At 53.1% G+C, this 17,827-nt stretch carries 19 protein-coding genes; 4 read left to right on the plus strand and 15 right to left on the minus strand.

What is annotated here, in order from left to right; translation table 11 throughout:
- Positions 1-139 precede the first annotated feature (139 nt).
- From J1781_RS06270 to dapA, 11 genes are all read right to left on the minus strand, one after another.
- On the minus strand, positions 140-628 hold the full coding sequence (locus tag J1781_RS06270) for a phage head morphogenesis protein (protein WP_217156679.1): 489 nt from the start codon (positions 626-628) through the stop codon (positions 140-142).
- 144 nt (positions 629-772) lie between these two features.
- Positions 773-1,210: a hypothetical protein gene (locus tag J1781_RS06275; protein WP_217156239.1), complete on the minus strand. Its 438-nt coding sequence runs from the start codon at positions 1,208-1,210 to the stop codon at positions 773-775.
- Positions 1,207-1,563 carry a tlde1 domain-containing protein gene (locus tag J1781_RS06280; protein ID WP_217156237.1) on the minus strand — a complete coding sequence of 119 codons (357 nt, stop codon included), beginning with the start codon at positions 1,561-1,563 and terminating at the stop codon, positions 1,207-1,209. Before J1781_RS06280 ends, J1781_RS06275 begins: the two co-directional genes overlap by 4 nt.
- Positions 1,564-1,576: 13 nt before the next feature.
- Positions 1,577-2,068: a type VI secretion system tube protein TssD gene (gene tssD / locus J1781_RS06285; protein WP_217233342.1), complete on the minus strand. Its 492-nt coding sequence runs from the start codon at positions 2,066-2,068 to the stop codon at positions 1,577-1,579.
- A gap of 984 nt (positions 2,069-3,052) precedes the next feature.
- On the minus strand, positions 3,053-3,703 hold the full coding sequence (ypfH, locus tag J1781_RS06290) for an esterase (protein ID WP_129955587.1): 651 nt from the start codon (positions 3,701-3,703) through the stop codon (positions 3,053-3,055).
- A gap of 108 nt (positions 3,704-3,811) precedes the next feature.
- Positions 3,812-5,797 (minus strand): tRNA(Met) cytidine acetyltransferase TmcA, encoded by a 1,986-nt coding sequence (locus J1781_RS06295; RefSeq protein WP_217233343.1) that lies wholly within the window; start codon positions 5,795-5,797, stop codon positions 3,812-3,814.
- A 1-nt stretch (position 5,798) separates the two neighbouring features.
- Positions 5,799-6,251, minus strand: a complete 453-nt coding sequence (locus J1781_RS06300; protein WP_129955589.1) for a DUF441 domain-containing protein — start codon at positions 6,249-6,251, stop codon at positions 5,799-5,801.
- 113 nt (positions 6,252-6,364) lie between these two features.
- Positions 6,365-7,240, minus strand: a complete 876-nt coding sequence (gene ypfJ, locus J1781_RS06305; protein WP_129955590.1) for a KPN_02809 family neutral zinc metallopeptidase — start codon at positions 7,238-7,240, stop codon at positions 6,365-6,367.
- Positions 7,241-7,465: 225 nt separating this feature from the next.
- Positions 7,466-8,179 carry a phosphoribosylaminoimidazolesuccinocarboxamide synthase gene (purC, locus tag J1781_RS06310; protein ID WP_015698209.1) on the minus strand — a complete coding sequence of 238 codons (714 nt, stop codon included), beginning with the start codon at positions 8,177-8,179 and terminating at the stop codon, positions 7,466-7,468.
- A 56-nt stretch (positions 8,180-8,235) separates the two neighbouring features.
- Positions 8,236-9,315, minus strand: coding sequence for an outer membrane protein assembly factor BamC (gene bamC / locus J1781_RS06315; RefSeq protein WP_217220973.1), 1,080 nt, complete (start codon positions 9,313-9,315; stop codon positions 8,236-8,238).
- Between the two features lie 16 nt (positions 9,316-9,331).
- The gene (gene dapA / locus J1781_RS06320; protein WP_013576553.1) at positions 9,332-10,213 is read right to left on the minus strand and encodes a 4-hydroxy-tetrahydrodipicolinate synthase; all 882 of its coding nucleotides are present in this window, start codon (positions 10,211-10,213) and stop codon (positions 9,332-9,334) included.
- A gap of 145 nt (positions 10,214-10,358) precedes the next feature.
- Between dapA and J1781_RS06325 the strand changes: the two genes are divergently transcribed.
- Positions 10,359-10,925: a glycine cleavage system transcriptional repressor gene (locus J1781_RS06325; RefSeq protein WP_129992281.1), complete on the plus strand. Its 567-nt coding sequence runs from the start codon at positions 10,359-10,361 to the stop codon at positions 10,923-10,925.
- 25 nt (positions 10,926-10,950) lie between these two features.
- The gene (gene bcp, locus J1781_RS06330; RefSeq protein ID WP_217233344.1) at positions 10,951-11,418 is read left to right on the plus strand and encodes a thioredoxin-dependent thiol peroxidase; all 468 of its coding nucleotides are present in this window, start codon (positions 10,951-10,953) and stop codon (positions 11,416-11,418) included.
- A gap of 75 nt (positions 11,419-11,493) precedes the next feature.
- Here bcp and J1781_RS06335 read toward each other — a convergent pair whose 3' ends face one another.
- Positions 11,494-12,558 carry an AI-2E family transporter gene (locus tag J1781_RS06335; RefSeq protein WP_129955593.1) on the minus strand — a complete coding sequence of 355 codons (1,065 nt, stop codon included), beginning with the start codon at positions 12,556-12,558 and terminating at the stop codon, positions 11,494-11,496.
- Positions 12,559-12,818: 260 nt separating this feature from the next.
- Here J1781_RS06335 and bepA point away from each other — a divergent pair, with 260 nt between their 5' ends.
- Together bepA and arsC are read left to right on the plus strand one after the other, a co-directional pair.
- A complete protein-coding gene (gene bepA, locus J1781_RS06340; protein WP_165383774.1) occupies positions 12,819-14,351 on the plus strand; it encodes a beta-barrel assembly-enhancing protease in 1,533 nt (510 codons plus the stop codon).
- Positions 14,352-14,378: 27 nt separating this feature from the next.
- Positions 14,379-14,735: an arsenate reductase (glutaredoxin) gene (gene arsC, locus J1781_RS06345; RefSeq protein WP_129955595.1), complete on the plus strand. Its 357-nt coding sequence runs from the start codon at positions 14,379-14,381 to the stop codon at positions 14,733-14,735.
- A 51-nt stretch (positions 14,736-14,786) separates the two neighbouring features.
- On the opposite strand, the gene hda is transcribed toward arsC, so the two are convergent.
- From hda to upp, 3 genes are all read right to left on the minus strand, one after another.
- Positions 14,787-15,494, minus strand: coding sequence for a DnaA inactivator Hda (gene hda / locus J1781_RS06350; RefSeq protein WP_013576559.1), 708 nt, complete (start codon positions 15,492-15,494; stop codon positions 14,787-14,789).
- 176 nt (positions 15,495-15,670) lie between these two features.
- The gene (gene uraA, locus J1781_RS06355; RefSeq protein ID WP_129955596.1) at positions 15,671-16,963 is read right to left on the minus strand and encodes a uracil permease; all 1,293 of its coding nucleotides are present in this window, start codon (positions 16,961-16,963) and stop codon (positions 15,671-15,673) included.
- Positions 16,964-17,168: 205 nt separating this feature from the next.
- A complete protein-coding gene (gene upp, locus J1781_RS06360; protein WP_013576561.1) occupies positions 17,169-17,795 on the minus strand; it encodes a uracil phosphoribosyltransferase in 627 nt (208 codons plus the stop codon).
- Between the last annotated feature and the right edge of the window lie 32 nt (positions 17,796-17,827).

A 17,827-nucleotide genomic window follows, 5' to 3' on the forward strand; every position in this document is an offset into this window, starting at 1 on the left:
AAACCCCGCACCTGATAAACCTCTCAAAAACAACTGATCGGCATCACCGATCAATACCAATAAATTGATCGTTATTAACCATTATCATCTTGTGGTTTAACTGGCTAGCGGGGATTACAGCGCGTTTGTGTGTGCTTAGTCAATTACGCTGGCGAAATAGCGGGTCGCTGCTCTGCACGTTGAGGTCGTACTTGTCCACGTCGGACTGGGAGCGGGCGCGAATGCGGCAGCCGTACCCGTCAGGGGTGTACAAGTATTCCCAGACCGGGTCGTCTGCCCGGGCCGTGAAGCCGTTTAGCGCAGCATGCTTCGGGCGGGTGTGGGTGTCCATCACGGCCACGCGTTCCAGATAAGGCCGGTCGACCACGTTGGCCATCTGCTGTTGATAGCGTCCGGCGTTGTAACTGGATTGAATATTCGTGTCAAAAATGGTCTGTAACCGGCGCGGCGTCAGCTGCTTACCTTGGAGTTCTCCGGTCTCCGGGTCAGCCACCAGACCTTTCCCTATCCAGCCTTTCGCCTCCAGTACCGGCTGCAGGTTATTAACGAACTCCCGGTAGGTGCTACCGTTCGCCAGGGAATCGGTCAGGCCGTTGCGGATATCGGGTGGCGAAAGCCACGTTAACAAGTAGGGGTATTGTGCGAGCTGAAGACGTGCGAAAGTGGCTGAGGGGGTTCAGCGACTAAGGAGAATTAACACGGGAAATCAATGGGGGTGGAACGTGAGGAAAGCCCGGTCAGCCGACCGGGCTTTGTACTTCAGGGGATAATATTACTTAACCTTGCGGGCGTTGTCTGCTTTCCATTCTTCGTATGTCGCTTCAAGGATCCACAGACAGGTCGCTCCTTTGTCCGTCCCCAGCAGGGCCAGACGGGTTCGCTGATAAAAGGTCTCTATCTCAGCCGATTGTTTGTTAATGGGTCCCATGCAAACGAGGTCTGTCCCAACGAAATGAGGCCAGTCCCGGGAATCCAGCACGACCAGAGCCTTCAGCGCGCCTTCGGTGTTACTCGACAGCGCAGACGATAAAGCGTCCTCGAGCGCTTGCGATTGCTGCACGTTCGCAACTTTGGCGAGTTCGGGGGCCTTATCAAGCCAGTACTGTTCTCCGGCTGCAATTCCCTTCAAAGCGTCGGGCCAGTTGATGGTGGCAGCCATTGAACTGGCCGCCATACCTGACAACAAAAGCAGCAGGATTAACCGCCTCATCTTACGACCTCCAGCGTCCCGCCTACGCTGATTATCCGCCAGCGTGTCGCTGGGGACATTATGATGCAACCTTCAGAGGCGAATCCCGCAGGCTTGTCCTTGCGTTCGCCATGAATACGGAAGGCAGAACGGCCAAAGGAATCCCCCGAAGTTTGCTCCAGAATAATGGTAGCGGGGCCTTTTGAACGAGAATGGCCCGCGATGCGATAAGTACCACGGGGGAGCGGCCCCATCCCTTTAACCTGCTGGCGGTCAGGGTTATTTTTATTAGTCAGGCTACCGGAGTAGCCGGTCTCGACCAGCTCGCTGCCATAGTACAACCTGCCTGTGCTTTGCTCATATTTCCATGCCATAGGTAATAATCCCTTATGCCGTCGCGCGTTCGTTCCAGCTGTCTGAGTGGATAATATTTCCATCCACATAACGCCAGGGGATTTTTTCGTAAACAAGCTCAATCATTTCAAGATGATTTCTGGCTTCGCCGTACTGGGATTTGACGTCATACATCATCGGCCCAACCGTTACGACCATTACATTCTCCATCATGGCGCTGAAGTATTCCACTTCCTGACCCGCGTCATTAATGCGATAAAATTTAACCTCAGCGGATTTCAGTTTCTGGCCTGTGGTTATGGCCTTGTACAGATAGGGGCTGGAAGCGTCGATCTCTTTGCTGAAAAGATAAGGGGCGTGTTCGCGGGTCGCTGTAGCCTTTCCCGTGGCGTTGTCGGTTTGAATACTGACGCCATGATGCAGGCCGTGGATCTCGATACTGCCTTCACGGCCCGCAACGTCGACAGAGCCGCGAATGTCCGCGCCGCCGTCGTCTTTGAGCCATAGATAAGCTGGAATAGCCATAGTTTTAAACTCCATTTTAAAGAGAGAGCCAGCGCGAAACATGCTGGCTAACCTGCTGCTTTCGCAGTGGAATTAAACTACCCCTAAGTCAAATTAGCGTCAATTTTTGTACAGCCTGAAAATTCAGTAACGGAGGGAGTATTGATTTAAATAAAAAAAGGCCGGAATAATCCGGCCCCTTTACGGTGAATATTTTTACTAAAATAAATTCTGCTGCTGTCTTCCAGACTGGCCACCGGACTGGCTGATAAGCTCCCAGCCAAGGCGGTCGCTAATGCCGAACTGAGGACAGAGAACGGCCATATTTTGCGACGATCAGCTTGCTAGCGTTCTCAGCGTCATGACTAAGGACCAGCGGCATCAGCTCGCCCTCGCAATAGTTCAGCATGGAATTACAGGCATCATTAACGCGCTCAGAGGCATTGAATCAATCTCTGCGTTTGCAATGCTTCCAGAAAGTGAGAGGGCACAAATTCTGCGATTGCATGGAGATGTTAAAAAGGGGGCATCTGTCACTGGTGAAGAACAAGACCTGACGGACCCTACACGCCAGAGAAGTGGCAGCGCTTAGCAAGGTGGCCCGCGCTCTGAGTAGAATTGTGCGCACTGCATATAGGAACAATGACGTTAACGGTCGCCTATCCGCGTTCTCCTTTGAGAAAAGCAAATACCGCGCTTGATTTTGCTTTTGCAATTTAGTTTATGGATTTGATTTAAAGGTGTTTTGTCTCAATGAGTTATTAGAAAAGAAAGGGATGGCATAAAAGAAACTCGATTTTCTTTTGTCTGCCTGGGAAAAGAAACACGCCGGGGGTGTTTGACACTCTGTTTATCGGCGATTAAAAGGTGTTTAAACGCGATCAGTTGATTGGGATTGCAGTCCAGAATTGATCACCTCCCCACATAATCACCCTCAGTCAGCCATAAAAAAACGCCCCCGGTTGTGATACAGCCGGGGGCATTTTTTATTAAAGTCGCGAAAAATTAATGCTGATGTGATTTCGGCTCGTAGTTTTTCAAATGCGCTATCGCCGTATTAATCATATGCGAATCCAGCCCGTGGCCCATGCCCGGCTGAAGATTGAGCGTACATTCACAACCTAATGATTTCAGACGTTCTGCCGCACTTTTCGACTGGAACGGATTAATCACCGGATCCTGCTCCCCATGAATGAAATGCACGACCGTACCGGCGGCAATCGGTTTTTCCGGAAGCGTTGAGAAACGTCCGCTGAACGCGATAATACGCGACGCCAGATGCTCTTCTACTTTCGTTGATTCCAGCGCCATGATGGTGCCCTGCGAGAAACCGACTAATGTGGTGTGTTCCGGCGGGACACCGGTTTTTTGCTGCCAGTCACGCACAATCTGCACAAAAACTGGCATTGCGGCATCGACACGCGGCTGACGGTTTTGCTCAGTCACACCCTGAACTGAGAACCACTGGAAGCCCCGGCCAAAATCACAGATATCCGGACTGCCGACGCTGATCACCTGCGCCTGCGGAAATGAAACAGCGAAAAATTTACCGATTTCCCCCATTGAAATTGGATTATCGCCTACGCCATGAAACAATAAAATCAGCTGATTAGCCCTTTCCTCCGGCTGCCGGACGATGATCTGTTCTGAGCTCATTGCTCTCTCCCGTTGTCGAATAATGGGTTCACTATACGCCGCCTGCCGGTCAGTGAAATCGGGTTTTATTGAACGAGTCTTTCCATTTATTGCAATGAAAGCGGGGGCTTATCCGCCCATACCCGCCTCTTTCAGTATCTGCTGCGTTTCCTCACGCCAGCGCGAAACCAGCGCTTTGCGCCCGGAAAGCCGCAAGTGTTGTACGATGTCCGCCACGCTTTTCCCTTGCTGCAAATACGCACGCAACGCCGTCAGCGGCAAATGACTGTGCAGCAAAACACGGCTGAGCGCAGGTAAACTGCTTTCCAGCGGACGATGGGCGAAGGCAAATCCGCTCAGCTCGCGCCAGTCGGCGTCATCGGGTTGTGTATCTGCAGCGATATTGAGCGGCAGAGTTAAATCCACCTGAGGTGCCAGCCAGCGCCAGTCCCGCTGAAGCTGATGCACGGCGTTGTCCGCCAGTGCCTTCCCCGCCGCACTCAGCGGTAATATCGCCATCGCAGCATAACACCCGCTGCTGGCTTCTTTGTGCATACTCATGCGTACCAGCCGGAATCCGGTCTGCTGCCACAGAGCAGCCAGCTCCGTGGTGTAACCAAAACTGACCGACAGAAAATCCAGCCCCGCCTGCTGAGCCTGCCGTTTCTGCGTCAACAATAAATGACGGGCAATCCCCTGACGACGGAATAACGGGTGCACGGCAATCCGGCTGATGCGCCGTGAACGCATGACGGCAGCCTCCGGGAACCCCGCGTGCGCGGCAAGCGACTGCGCCACCAGATTCCCGCGCGGACGCCGTCTTCCGGCCCAGACTTCCTGCGCCAGCGATGCGCTAAGGCCGCCCTCATCCACCAGCCATAACGCACCGGTCAACGTATTGTTGTGCCGTGAGGCGCTGAACGTCATGCCCGGCGCATCCAGCAGACGCCGCAGATCCAGCGGCGACGTGCGGTAATGTGCGCTGGTCAGCAGGCCGTAGAAATCCTCTAACAGCACCGGTTCATTCGGCCAGTCGTCAGCATGAATCGGAAAAATTTCTGATGTACCGCGCGCCTCACCGGCCACCGGCAGATGCTCGTCAAACAGTAATAAATCGCTGATAAACGGCTCAAGCGTGTCGGATGATGACCAGCGGATGGGTGCGTTCAGACGCAGGTCATGCCACTGCGGCAAAGACGCACAGAATTTGAGTAAGAATCCGCGTCCGGTGCCTTCATATCCCTGAACCGTGGTGGTGAGCAACACGCGCGGAAAAGCCGCGATAATTTCCGACAGCATCGGGGCCGGAATGGCGGCAGCTTCATCGATGATCAGCCAGTCAACGCCGGTTACCGCGCCTTCGCGACATAAGGCAAGCAATGCATCAGGTGCGATAAAGCGGGCAGAGTCTGTTTGCTGATTAAGGATCTGGCTGGCAGAGGCTTTAGCCGGTGCGGTTACCCGGCAGGTACCCGGCCAGTGTTTGACCAGCATTCCCGCCAGTGTCGATTTCCCCCGCCCGCGCGGCGCGGTCAGCACCCACACGCCGGACTGAGCCTGCATCAGTTGTTTTAAAATCTGGGACTGCTCAGAGGTTGGCTGGCCGTCGGGTGGCAGCCAGTCGGGTGCGGCAGGCAGAGGAGCAATAGTTAAAGGCTGACCCTGCCGGCAAATCGTAATGCCAGAGTCTTGCTCAAGGAAAGACCGGAAACGACGTATAAAACGCGGAGTGGGGATTGGCCGGGGTTGCTCGCTCCAGCGCAGGCTGTCCGCGTCCGGCGTGTCAGGCCAGGAATGCCATTCCGGTATCAGCAGAATCAGCCAGCTTCCGGCTTTTAATGTGCCTGAAAACGCCGCCAGTGCCTCGACATTCAGACCATAACGCGCATCAAACACACCGTGAAAAATATCCTGCCCGAGCAACGTATGTGCCGCTGAAGGCGGACAGGAAGTGACGCCGTCAGGCGGTGAATCGCTCAGCCAGAGCCAGTCACCCACACTTTGTGCAGAAAACAGAATCGCCTGTTGCTCACACCACTGCGTTGCGCCACTGAACACCAGCAAACGCCGGACGCCCAGCCGCTGCATCTGTTGCTGTAGCAAAGTGGCAGACATCTCAGGTTTTCCCGATAATCATCGATAACAGACCGGCAGCAATCAGCGGCCCGACCGGCACGCCTTTAAATAACGCCACCCCCAGCACGGTGCCCACTAACAGGCCAGCCACCAGATGCGGCTGCGTGCCCATCAGCGTCAGGCCACGCCCGCCCAGCCACGACACCAGCACACCAACCAGAATGGCAACGATGGATTTCCAGTGGAGGAAAGAATGTACAACGGTACTGGCGCTGATTTTTCCGCTGGCAATCGGTGCCATTACCCCAATGGTGAGAATAATAATACCGAGAGTCAGACCGTATTTTTCTATCCACGGAAAAAAGCTGTTCAGCGGCGTGATGCGCACCGTGAGGAGGAAAAACATGGCGATGGTGACGGCGCTGTTATGGCTGATAATGCCCAGACCGGCGAAGACAAGTAAGATCAATAGCGTTGGATCGAGAAAAGCCATGGCGTTCCCAGCGGGTCAACATGAAAATGAAAGAGAGATCCGCAGACCTCTCCGGATCAGTCACTGATTATTAAACAGTTTTTAGCAGCAAACCAGCGCTTCCTGCCACATAATCAGCGGCTGGCAAAGGTATTACACTGGTCAGGATTACCGGTATCAAACCCGCGTTTGAACCAGGTATAACGCTGCCGGGAAGTCCCGTGGGTAAAGCTGTCCGGCACCACGCGCCCCTGACTTTGCTGTTGCAGCCGGTCATCGCCGATGGCCTGTGCGGCATCCAGCGCTTCTTGCAGGTCACCCTCTTCGAGAACGTTTTGCTGCTGCATCGCATGTCCCCAGACACCGGCATAACAGTCAGCCTGTAATTCCATTTTTACCGATAGCTGGTTTACCACAGCCTGCGATGCGCCCTGTTGCAACTGGCGAACCTTGCGTTCAGTGCCCAGCAGATTCTGCACGTGATGGCCGACTTCATGCGCCACAACGTAGCCCTGTGCAAAATCACCCCCCGCCCCGAGCTTGTCCTGTAATTCCTGATAAAAAGACAGGTCGATATAGACCGTGCTGTCCGCCGGGCAATAGAACGGGCCCATTACCGACTGGCCGGTACCACACCCGGTGCGGGTCGCGCCGCGATACATCACCAGTTTGGGCTCACGATAAGTCATGCCCTGCTTCTGGAAAATGTCTTTCCAGGTGTCTTCTGTCGAGGCAAGGATCACCGAGGTGAATTTTGCCTGCTCGTCATCTTTCGGGCTGATGGATTGTGATTGTGTTTGTTGCTGCATGCCGCCGGACTGACCACCATCAATCAGCGGCGTCAGGTCGATACCGTAATACCCGGCGACCAGCACCACGATGATGATCACGATACCGCTTTTGCCACGGATCGGCAGGCGCATTCCTCCGCCACCTAAACCGCCGCTGTTAGCTCCCTGTCCGCGTCTGTCTTCTACATTGTCGCTTTCGCGACGCCCTTGCCAACGCATAATCACCTCCAGACTGTTTTTGTAAGACTAGCCAGCACACGCGGTTAATACCATCCGCGAAGGGACGTAATTTTAGGGAAGTCAGAATTAAATGAAAGAAAGCAGGGCAGGAAGACAAAAATAAAACGCAAATAAAAGAACGGGAAGCGGTATCCGCCCCCCGTTTAGCGCCAGCGCAGACTGCGTAAACGATTGCGCAGCCTGGCTAAAAAAATAATGCGCAGCTTAGTCCAGTTTCACACCGATACGGTGAGCGACTTCTTCGTAAGCTTCGATCAGGCCACCCAGACTCTGGCGGTAACGGTCTTTGTCCATTTTGTTCAGGGTTTCTTTATCCCACAGGCGGCTGCCATCAGGAGAAAACTCATCACCGAGCACCACTTCACCGTTGAACAGACCGAATTCCAGTTTGAAGTCGACCAGGATCAGACCGGCGTCATCAAACAGTTTGCTCAGCACGTCGTTGGCTTTGTAGCTCAGCTCTTTCATGCGTGCGAGGTTTTCTTCATTCACCCAGCCAAACGTCTTGCAATACGATTCGTTGACCATCGGGTCATGCATGGCGTCATTTTTGAGGAACAAATCGAACAACGGCGGATTCAGTTCCAGACCTTCTTCAATGCCCAGACGTTTTACCAGCGAACCTGCAGCACGGTTACGGATAACGCATTCAACCGGGACCATATCCAGTTTTTTCACCAGCACTTCGGTGTCAGACAGCAGGCGTTCCATTTGGGTTGGAATACCGGCTTCTTCCAGCTTAGCCATGATGAAATGGTTAAATTTATTGTTAACCATACCTTTACGGTCGAACTGCTCAATACGCTGACCATCCAGTGCTGACGTATCGTTACGGAACTCCAGTACCAGAAGGTCCGGGTTTTCGGTGGTGTAGACGGTTTTCGCCTTGCCGCGATACAACTCAGCTAACTTTTGCATCTTTACTTACTCCAGTGGAAAAAACAGATGTAAAAAGGGGCCGGAGCCCCTTGGTATTATTTTGCGCTGCTCTGGCTAAACGCGGCCTGCATGACCGCCACCATCGCATCGTTCTGCGACTGGCTGAGAGCATGTCCTTTCGGATCAAGGAACTGCAAGCTGCTGCGGTTGTCGAGATCGCCAACCTGAAGTTTGTAATCACCGGAAGTCAGGCCCGGATCTTTCGCACCCAGTGTCTGCCATGCATCGTCATTCAGCGGTTTGTAGGTCACAGACAATGTGCCTTGCGGACGGCTGCTGTCGGTCACTTTCATGCCAGCTTTTGCCAGGGCATTTGGCAGGCGATCCCACACAACACCGTAGTTCTCACGGACAATCAGCACCGGCAGGCCGGTATCATCTGCGCCGCTCTGAACGTCAATCTCACCAACACGACGGTTGTCGAGACGCGCCTGCGTATCCTGCTGCACTTTATCCAGACTCGCCGTGATGGAGTTCATCATCTGGCTGTTATAACGCTGGATTTCAGCGGAAGACGTCACAGCTTTATCCTGTTGTTTCAGCTCAAGCGTTTTCACCGTCAGCGCTAACTGGTAGCTCTGCTGTTTCACGCTAACCTGATAACGTCCCTGATACTGGAAGTCTTCATCCGCACGATTCCAGTCAATGAAATCAGTGGTGAGCGTCTGGTTAGCGTCATCACGGTTGGCAATTTTGAAGTTATTTTGCTCAACGGCTTTCACGACGTTATTCCACAGGTCACGGTTCTGCGCGGTGTTTTCCAACAATACGGTACTGCTGTCACCAGAGAACTGCGTCTGAGAACCATTCAGCAGCGCCAGTGGCTGGGAAGGAGGACGGATGTCGAGCTGTTTGCCCACCGCGCCCTGCATTGAGCCTGCCTGAACCTCGTATGTTCCGTTCTGCACAGGCAGAATCATCCCGACCGGCGCTTTCAGCTCATGCAAACCTGACGCATCCAGGTAGGCTTCATCGCCACTCACCTGGCGTTTGTAACGTTGATCACTTGAACAGGCAGCGAGCAGCATGATCAGGGAAACCCCGACCACTTTCGCCACGGCCGTTTTCTGCAATCGGGTCATCTGGAAACTGTTCTTGTCAAATAAAGAGGCCATCAAATCTTCCTAAGAGTTACAGCAAACCGGCGCTTTTTAATGCTTCTTCCACGACCGGACGGGCAGCATCTGTTAACGGCGTCATAGGCAGACGCATCGTATCGGTTGCCATCAAGCCCAGTGCCTTACAGGCCCATTTCACCGGGATTGGGTTTGCTTCTACAAACAAATTCTGATGCAAAGGCATCAGGCGCTGATTCAGGCGACGCGCTTCGGCAAAGTTGCCAAGCGCAGCCAGCTCACAAAGTTGGGCCATTTCACGGGCAGCTACGTTAGCCGTGACGGAAATAACGCCCTTACCACCAAGTTGCATAAAGTCCAGACCGCTGGCGTCATCGCCGCTCAGCAGAATGAAATCTTCATCATCAACCAGCACTTGGATCTGACTAACGCGACTTAAGTTCCCTGTTGCTTCTTTAACAGCAACAATATTCTTCAATTTTGCTAAACGCGCGATGGTCTGCGGCAACATATCGCAGCCGGTACGTGACGGCACGTTGTAGAGAATTTGCGGCAGAGAGGTATTTTCAGCGATGGCCTTGAAGTGCTGATACAGACCTTCCTGCGTCGGACGGTTGTAATAAGGCGTGACTGTCAGGCAGCCAACAACGCCACTTTTTTCAAAACGTTGCGTAAGAGAAATCGCTTCAGCGGTCGCGTTTGCGCCGGTACCTGCGATAACAGGGATGCGTCCATCAGCCAGTTCCAGCGTCTGTAAGACCACGTCACCGTGCTCTTCATGGCTCAACGTGGCCGACTCGCCGGTCGTGCCAACGGAAACGATCGCCGCAGTACCACTGGACACATGATAATCAATCAGTTTTTTCAGACTCGCGCGATCGACAGCACCTTTGGTGTCCATCGGCGTAACCAGTGCAACAATACTTCCCGTAAACATTGACCTTCCCCTCCACAAACAGGTCACTCATGGTACTTTTGACACCCCTGCAAAAGCAAGCAATCAACGAGCGGTAACCGCTTGTCCGGCGGTTTTTTTTATGTTTACCTTGGGAATACTCCCAAGCACGACAGGAAGACCTATTTTGCCGCAGCCACAACAACATTATCTCGTGATCACCGCGTTAGGTGCTGATCGCCCGGGCATCGTCAACACCATAACCCGCCAGGTCAGCAGCTGCGGCTGTAATATTGAAGACAGCCGTCTTGCGATGCTCGGTGATGAGTTTACGTTTATCATGTTGCTTTCCGGTAGCTGGAATGCGATTACGCTGATTGAATCCACCCTGCCGCAAAAAGGCGCAGAGCTGGAATTATTAATCGTGATGAAGCGAACCAGCGCACATGAACGTCCGCCCATGCCTGCTACGGTTTGGGTGAAAGTGGAAGTGAAAGACTCAGCGCATCTGATCGAGCGTTTTACCGATTTGTTCGATACGCATCAGATGAATATCGCCGAACTTGCCTCCAAAACCCGCCCGGCAGATGCCAACACACCGGCGCAGTTATCGATTCAAATTACGGCGCACAGCGCAGCCAACACTGATGCGGCAATTATTGAGCAGGCGTTTCATCAGCTATGTACAGAACTGAAAGCGCAAGGCAGTATTAATGTCGTTAGTTATTCTGAGAATGAAGATAAACTGCAGTAATCGCTAAGAGATATGGAGAAAGACAATGAGCCCACTGAAAGCCGGTGACCCTGCGCCGCAATTTAGTTTGCCCGACCAAGACGGTGAACAAATTAATCTGGCCGACTTCCAGGGACAGAAAGTCCTGGTCTATTTCTATCCTAAAGCCATGACCCCGGGTTGTACCGTACAAGCCTGCGGACTGCGCGATAACATGGATCAGTTAAAAAGTGCCGGCGTTGAAGTGCTGGGGATCAGCACCGATAAGCCGGAAAAGCTGTCGCGTTTTGCTGAGAAAGAACTGCTGAACTTCACTTTACTGTCCGATGAAGATCATCAGGTCTGTGAACAGTTTGGCGTCTGGGGTGAAAAATCCTTTATGGGTAAAACCTACGATGGCATTCATCGCATCAGCTTCCTGCTCGATGGCAATGGCAAAGTCGAGAAAGTGTTCGACGATTTCAAAACCACTAATCACCATGACATCGTGATGGCCTACCTGAGCGGTAAATAACCGAAACGGTCAGAGTGTGGATACAAAAAAAGCGCAGACGCGCTTTTTTTTATTGGATACGCTCAGCATAATAAATCACCGGGTTTCGTTCAGTGATTCATCCGGCCAGACGTGAACCACAGCTTTGACCAGCGTCGCCAGCGGTATTGCAAAGAATACCCCCCAGAATCCCCACAAACCGCCAAACACCACGACAGAAAGAATAATCACCAGCGGATGCAGATTAACAGCTTCTGAGAACAACAACGGCACAATCACATTCCCGTCCAGACCCTGTACCACCAGATAGGCGACAAAAAGCGTCCAGAAATCCGCGCCCAGTCCCCACTGGAACATCGCGACAATGACCACCGGAATAGTCACCAGCATTGCGCCGATATACGGAATCAGAACCGATACACCGACCAGCACCGCCAGCAGCAGCGAATAATGCAGATCCATCACCCAAAACACCAGATAAGTGGCCACACCGACGATAATCATCTCGAGCACTTTGCCGCGGATATAGTTGGTGACCTGCTGATTCATCTCCACCCAGACCTGTCCGGCCAGTCCACGATCGCGTGGCAGTATGCGACGCACGGCATTCAGCATCTGCTCTTTATCTTTAAGCAGGAAGAAGACCATCATCGGTACCAGAATCAGGTAAATCGCCAGCGTCAGTAAACCGACCAGCGAGGCCAGTGAATATTTCACCACTGATTCACCCAGACCGGATAATTTGCTGCGCATATTTTCTGCCATCATGTCGATGATGCCCGCATCCACCAGCGCAGGATAACGTTTCGGCAATGTCGCGGCGAAATCATAAAAGCGGTTCAGCATGCTCGGTAAATCGGTCATCAGGTTCACGCCCTGCTGCCAGGTCACCGGTGCAATGACGAACATGCCGAGCAGTAAAATCCCGGCGAAAATAATCAGCACCACGCTGACCGACAGTGTGCGGGAAAGCCCGACATGTTGCAGGCGAACCGTCGGCCATTCCAGCAAATAGGCGAGCACCATCGCCACCAGAAGCGGCGCAAGGATGCCGTTGAGAAAATAGAGAATGCAGAACCCTGCGACCAGAATAGCCAGCAGCGCAATAGCCTGCGGATCCGTAAAGCGACGGCGATACCACTGTAATAACATATCCAACATCAAGAAAACGCTCCTGTAATTTCGGGTCCGGCATATGCGCGCTGTTCGTTCCCTGCGCGCTCAGACACAAGTAACTATTTAAAAAGTTCGTTGTCACACAACTGTAGCTTCGGAGTGTTTTAAACTCTCACGCGGATAGCTACTATAGAGACCGGCGCAGAGAAAAGCGCAAGAAAATAACAGTCTGGCTGACTGTTCGCGAAAGAAAGGCTCGTAAAGCTCATCGGTATCGCGGTTAACTTATTGGGAAGCAAATGTTTATGGTTATGCGGTTGAAAAAAAGAGTGATTGCCCTGTGTCTGGGTAGCCTGCTCGCGGGTTCCATACTGCCCGCCGGTGCAGATGACAGTTCATTCTGGTCAACTCCCGCGGGTCCCGCAAAAAGCATTAACTCGCCCTTAGCTCCGCCGGTGAGCGACCAGTTACCGGACATCGGCACTACCGCAGGCGGCACGCTCAGTATTAATCAGGAATTACAGATGGGCGATTTTTATGTCCGTCAGATGCGCGCCAGCACGCCGCTGATTAACGATCCGCTGCTCAATCAGTATATCAACGAACTGGGGCAACGGCTGGTGGCGCATGCCTATTCCGTACGCACCCCGTTCCATTTTTTCATCGTTAATAACGATGAGCTGAACGCCTTTGCCTTTTTTGGCGGCAATGTTGTGCTTCACTCTTCGCTGTTCCGTTACACCGATAACGAAAGCCAGCTGGCCTCCGTCATGGCGCACGAAATTTCCCACGTAACCCAGCGCCATCTGGCGCGTGCGATGGAAGACCAGCAACGTAACGCCCCGCTCACCTGGGTGGGCGCGCTGGGGTCGATTCTTCTGGCAATGGCCAGCCCGCAAATGGGCATGGCGGCACTGACCGGTACCCTGGCCGGCACGCAACAGGGCATGATCAGTTTCACGCAGGGCAATGAGCAGGAAGCTGACCGTATCGGCATTCAGGTCTTACAGCGTTCCGGTTTTGATCCGCAGGCTATGCCAGCCTTCCTGCAAAAACTGGCGGATCAGGCAAGTTACTCGACCCGTCCGCCGGAAATGCTGCTGACCCACCCCCTTCCCGACAGCCGCCTGGCCGATATCCGTAACCGCGCCAACCAGATGCCGCACCCGATTGTGCAATCCTCACAAGATTATCTGATGGCAAAAGTGCGCATTTTGGGCATGTACGGTTCCGAGAGTTTCCCGTTGTCAGATGACTATCTGCAAAAACTGAGTAACGGCAATATCCGTGAACAACTGGCGGCAAAATATGGCCGTGCATTGCAATTTTACAAAGCCAAGAAGAATGATCAGGCACGGACCTTACTGGATCAGTTGCTGATACAGTATCCGGGCAATGAATGGTTGCTGGATTTAGCCACCGATAATGATATCGACAGCAAACGTGCACCGCAGGCGATTGCGCGTCTGGAACAGGCCGGTGCGGCCAGTAGTTCCAACGCCGTGCTGCAACTCAACCTGGCCAACGCCTACCTTGAGGGCGCCAAACCCGCCAATGCCATGAAAATTCTCAACCGCTATACTTTTAATTATCCGGGCGATCCGAATGGCTGGGATTTGTTGTCTCAGGCCGCTGCGGCACAAGGACTGCGTGCGCAGGAACTGGCTGCCCGGGCAGAAAGCATGGCGTTAGTCGGACGTCTGGATCAGGCGATTGAGATGCTGAGCAATGCCAGCGCATTACAAAAATTAGGCAGTCTGGAACAGGCCCGTTACGATGCACGAATCGATCAGCTTCGTCAGTTACAGCAACGGTTCCGTCAGTATCAGAAAGGCTGATCCCAGGGCCAGAATGGAGGAAATCTTATGCAACACGATGTCGCAATCTATCATAATCCGGCATGTTCAAAGAGCCGCGAAACCCTGAAATTGCTGGAAGCAGAAGGCATTGAACCGGAAGTGATTTTATATCTGGAAACGCAGCCGTCTGTGGATAAGCTTAAGGAACTGCTCGGGCTGCTGGGCTTTAGCTCAGCACGCGAACTGATGCGTAAGGGCGAGCAAATTTACAAGGACATGAATCTGAAGGATGCTCATCTGAGCGAGGACGCGCTTTTACAGGCAATGGCTGATCACCCGCGGCTGATTGAACGTCCGATTGTGGTAGCCAACGGCAAGGCGCGTTTAGGGCGTCCGCCGGAGCAGGTGAAAGAGATTTTATAACCCCCCGCTTTCCGTTCGGGTTCAGCTAACGAACCCGGACATTCCTTCCCGTTACAGCCCGAGAATTTCTTTCACAAACGGGATTGTCAATTTCCGCTGCGCCGTAATAGAAGCGCGATCGAGCTGATCAAGGGTCATAAACAGCGTACGCATTTCCCGGTCGAGACGCTTAAGCAGAAAACGGCCCACGTCTTCCGGCAGTTCAAAGCCGCGCAGTTTAGCGCGCAACTGCAATGCCTGAAGCTTTTCTTCATCGGAAAGCGGCTGAAGTTTGTAGATTTGTCCCCAGTCCAGACGGGAGGCCAGATCCGGCAGACTGAGATTCAGCTGACGCGGAGGACGATCGCCGGTAATAAACAGGCGCGTACGACCCGTTTCAAGAATGCGGTTATAGAGATGAAAAACAGCCGCCTCCCATTCATCATCACCGGCAATGCCTTCAATATTGTCGATACAAACCAGCGCCAGATGTTCCATACCGTCCAGGACTTCAGGCACAAAATAAGCGCGTTTATCCAGCGGCACATAACCGACCGCTTCACCGCGTTGTGATAATTCAGCACAAGCCGCATGCAGCAAATGGCTGCGGCCACCGCCTTCGCGTGACCAGAAATAAATATAGGTGCCGTGTTCCTGATGCAATGCGCTCTGAATGGCAGAAAGCAGAGAAGGGTTTTCCCCCGGATAAAAACTGGCAAAGGTTTCATCATCGGGAAGATAAAGTGGCAGGGAAAGCTGTGCCGGCGTATTCAGAAGCACCTCAACCAAAGCGGCATGATGACCGCAGATGTTGTCACGTCAAAAAAAAGAACTGCCGAATTCTAGCAAGGATCCGCGGTGAAATGAACTGTGCCCGGTGCAACCGCTTGCGATCCGAGCACCCGACCGGCGGGTTATGCGCCCGCCGGTCAGGGATTGACTTAAAAACGCCCGGATCAGACCGGCGGATTTTCCCGCTCATCATCAACATCAATGATCTGTTCTTCACCACGGAAAATCTCGATCACTTTGAACAACAGACTCAGGAAAATGCCCACGATCGTTGCCAGCGCCATACCTTTCAGCTCTGCCGCACCAATGTGGATCTTCGCGCCACTGACACCGATAATCAGGATCACCGCCGTCAGGATCAGATTCTGCGCTTTGTTGTAATCAACCTTCGATTCAATCAGCACGCGGATACCGGATGCGCCAATCACGCCGTACAGCAGCAAAGAAACGCCCCCCATCACGGGCACCGGAACGGCCTGGATTGCCGCCGCCAGTTTGCCGATACAGGAAAGCAGAATGGCGAGGATAGCCGCGCCGCCGATCACCCAGGTACTGTAGACCTTGGTGATGGCCATGACGCCGATATTTTCACCATACGTGGTGTTTGGCGTTGAACCAAAAAAACCGGATAACACGGTCGACAGGCCGTTAGCCAGCATCGAACGGTGCAGGCCAGGATCACGCAGCAAATCTTTCTTCACAATGTTTGCCGTCACAACCAGATGCCCGACGTGTTCGGCAATAACAACCAGCGCCGCAGGCAGGATCGTGAGGATAGCGACCCATTCAAAACGTGGCGTATAGAAGGTTGGCAGCGCGAACCAGTGCGCGTTTTCAATGGCAGAAACATTCACCACGCCCATGAAGAACGACAGCGCATAACCCACCAGCACGCCAATCAGGATCGGGATAATCGCCAGGAAGCCGCGGAACAATACGGAACCGAGAATAGTCACGGCCAGCGTCACCAGCGAAATGGTAATGGTGGTGGAATCCACCGCAGCGCCATCAGCAGGCAGCAACCCCGCCATGTTCGCCGCCACACCCGCCAGCTCCAGCCCGATAACGGCTACAATTGCGCCCATTGCCGCCGGAGGGAACATCACGTTAATCCAGCCAATCCCGGCTTTCTTAACAATCAGCGCCACCAGACAAAACAACAGACCACAGGCAATAAAGCCGCCCAGCGCCACTTCATACCCCATCGGCAACAGCAACAGCACCGGAGAAATAAACGCAAAACTTGAGCCGAGGTAGGCGGGTATCTTCCCTTTACAGACAAATAAATACAGCAAAGTCCCTATGCCATTGAACAGCAGCACTGTTGCCGGGTTGATCTTGAACAGAATAGGCACCAGAACGGTGGCACCAAACATGGCAAACAGATGCTGGAAACTCAGGGGAATCGTCTGCAGCAATGGCGGACGTTCGCTTACCCCGATGACACGACGGGTCATGAATGTGATCCTCTCAAAGGTGTTTGTGATGTTGTGTTAAACAGAACCTTTTGCTCTGCATAATTCGGGTTGCAGAAAGGCGGCCAATCCGTAAGCCCCGGAGGCACAGATAATTATGCGCTCAGGGTGAACAGGCACAGCCAACGCATCCGCAGCCTGAAGTATGACGAGCAAAAAAAAGCCGACTTCTCAGTCGGCTAATAACTTATTTCGTACCAAATATCTTGTCGCCCGCATCACCGAGCCCCGGGATGATGTAGCCTTTATCATTGAGCCCCTGATCCACCGAGGCGGTGTACAGCTCAACGTCCGGGTGCGCAGCTTCCAGAGCGGCGATCCCTTCCGGTGCGGCAACCAGCACCAGGACTTTAATACTCTGGCAGCCAGCTTTTTTCAGCAGGTCGATGGTCGCAATCATAGACCCCCCGGTCGCCAGCATCGGATCAACCACCAGAGCCAGACGTTCTTCAATGTTAGAAACCAGCTTCTGGAAATACGGCACAGGTTTCAGGGTTTCTTCATCACGGTATACGCCGACTACGCTGATACGCGCGCTTGGAACGTGCTCCAGTACGCCTTCCATCATGCCCAGACCGGCGCGCAGGATAGGCACTACGGTAATTTTCTTGCCTTTGATTTGATCAATTTCGACCGGGCCATTCCAGCCTTCGATCGTCACTTTTTCAGTTTCTAAATCGGCAGTCGCTTCATACGTCAGCAGACTCCCCACCTCAGAAGCCAGTTCGCGAAAACGTTTCGTGCTGATGTCATTTTCACGCATCAGGCCCAGCTTGTGTTTCACCAGCGGGTGTTTCACCTCGACGATCTTCATTATTTATTCTCCTAAGGTGGTTGAGCTGCAAA

Source organism: Rahnella perminowiae (assembly GCF_019049695.1).
GTDB lineage: Bacteria > Pseudomonadota > Gammaproteobacteria > Enterobacterales > Enterobacteriaceae > Rahnella > Rahnella perminowiae.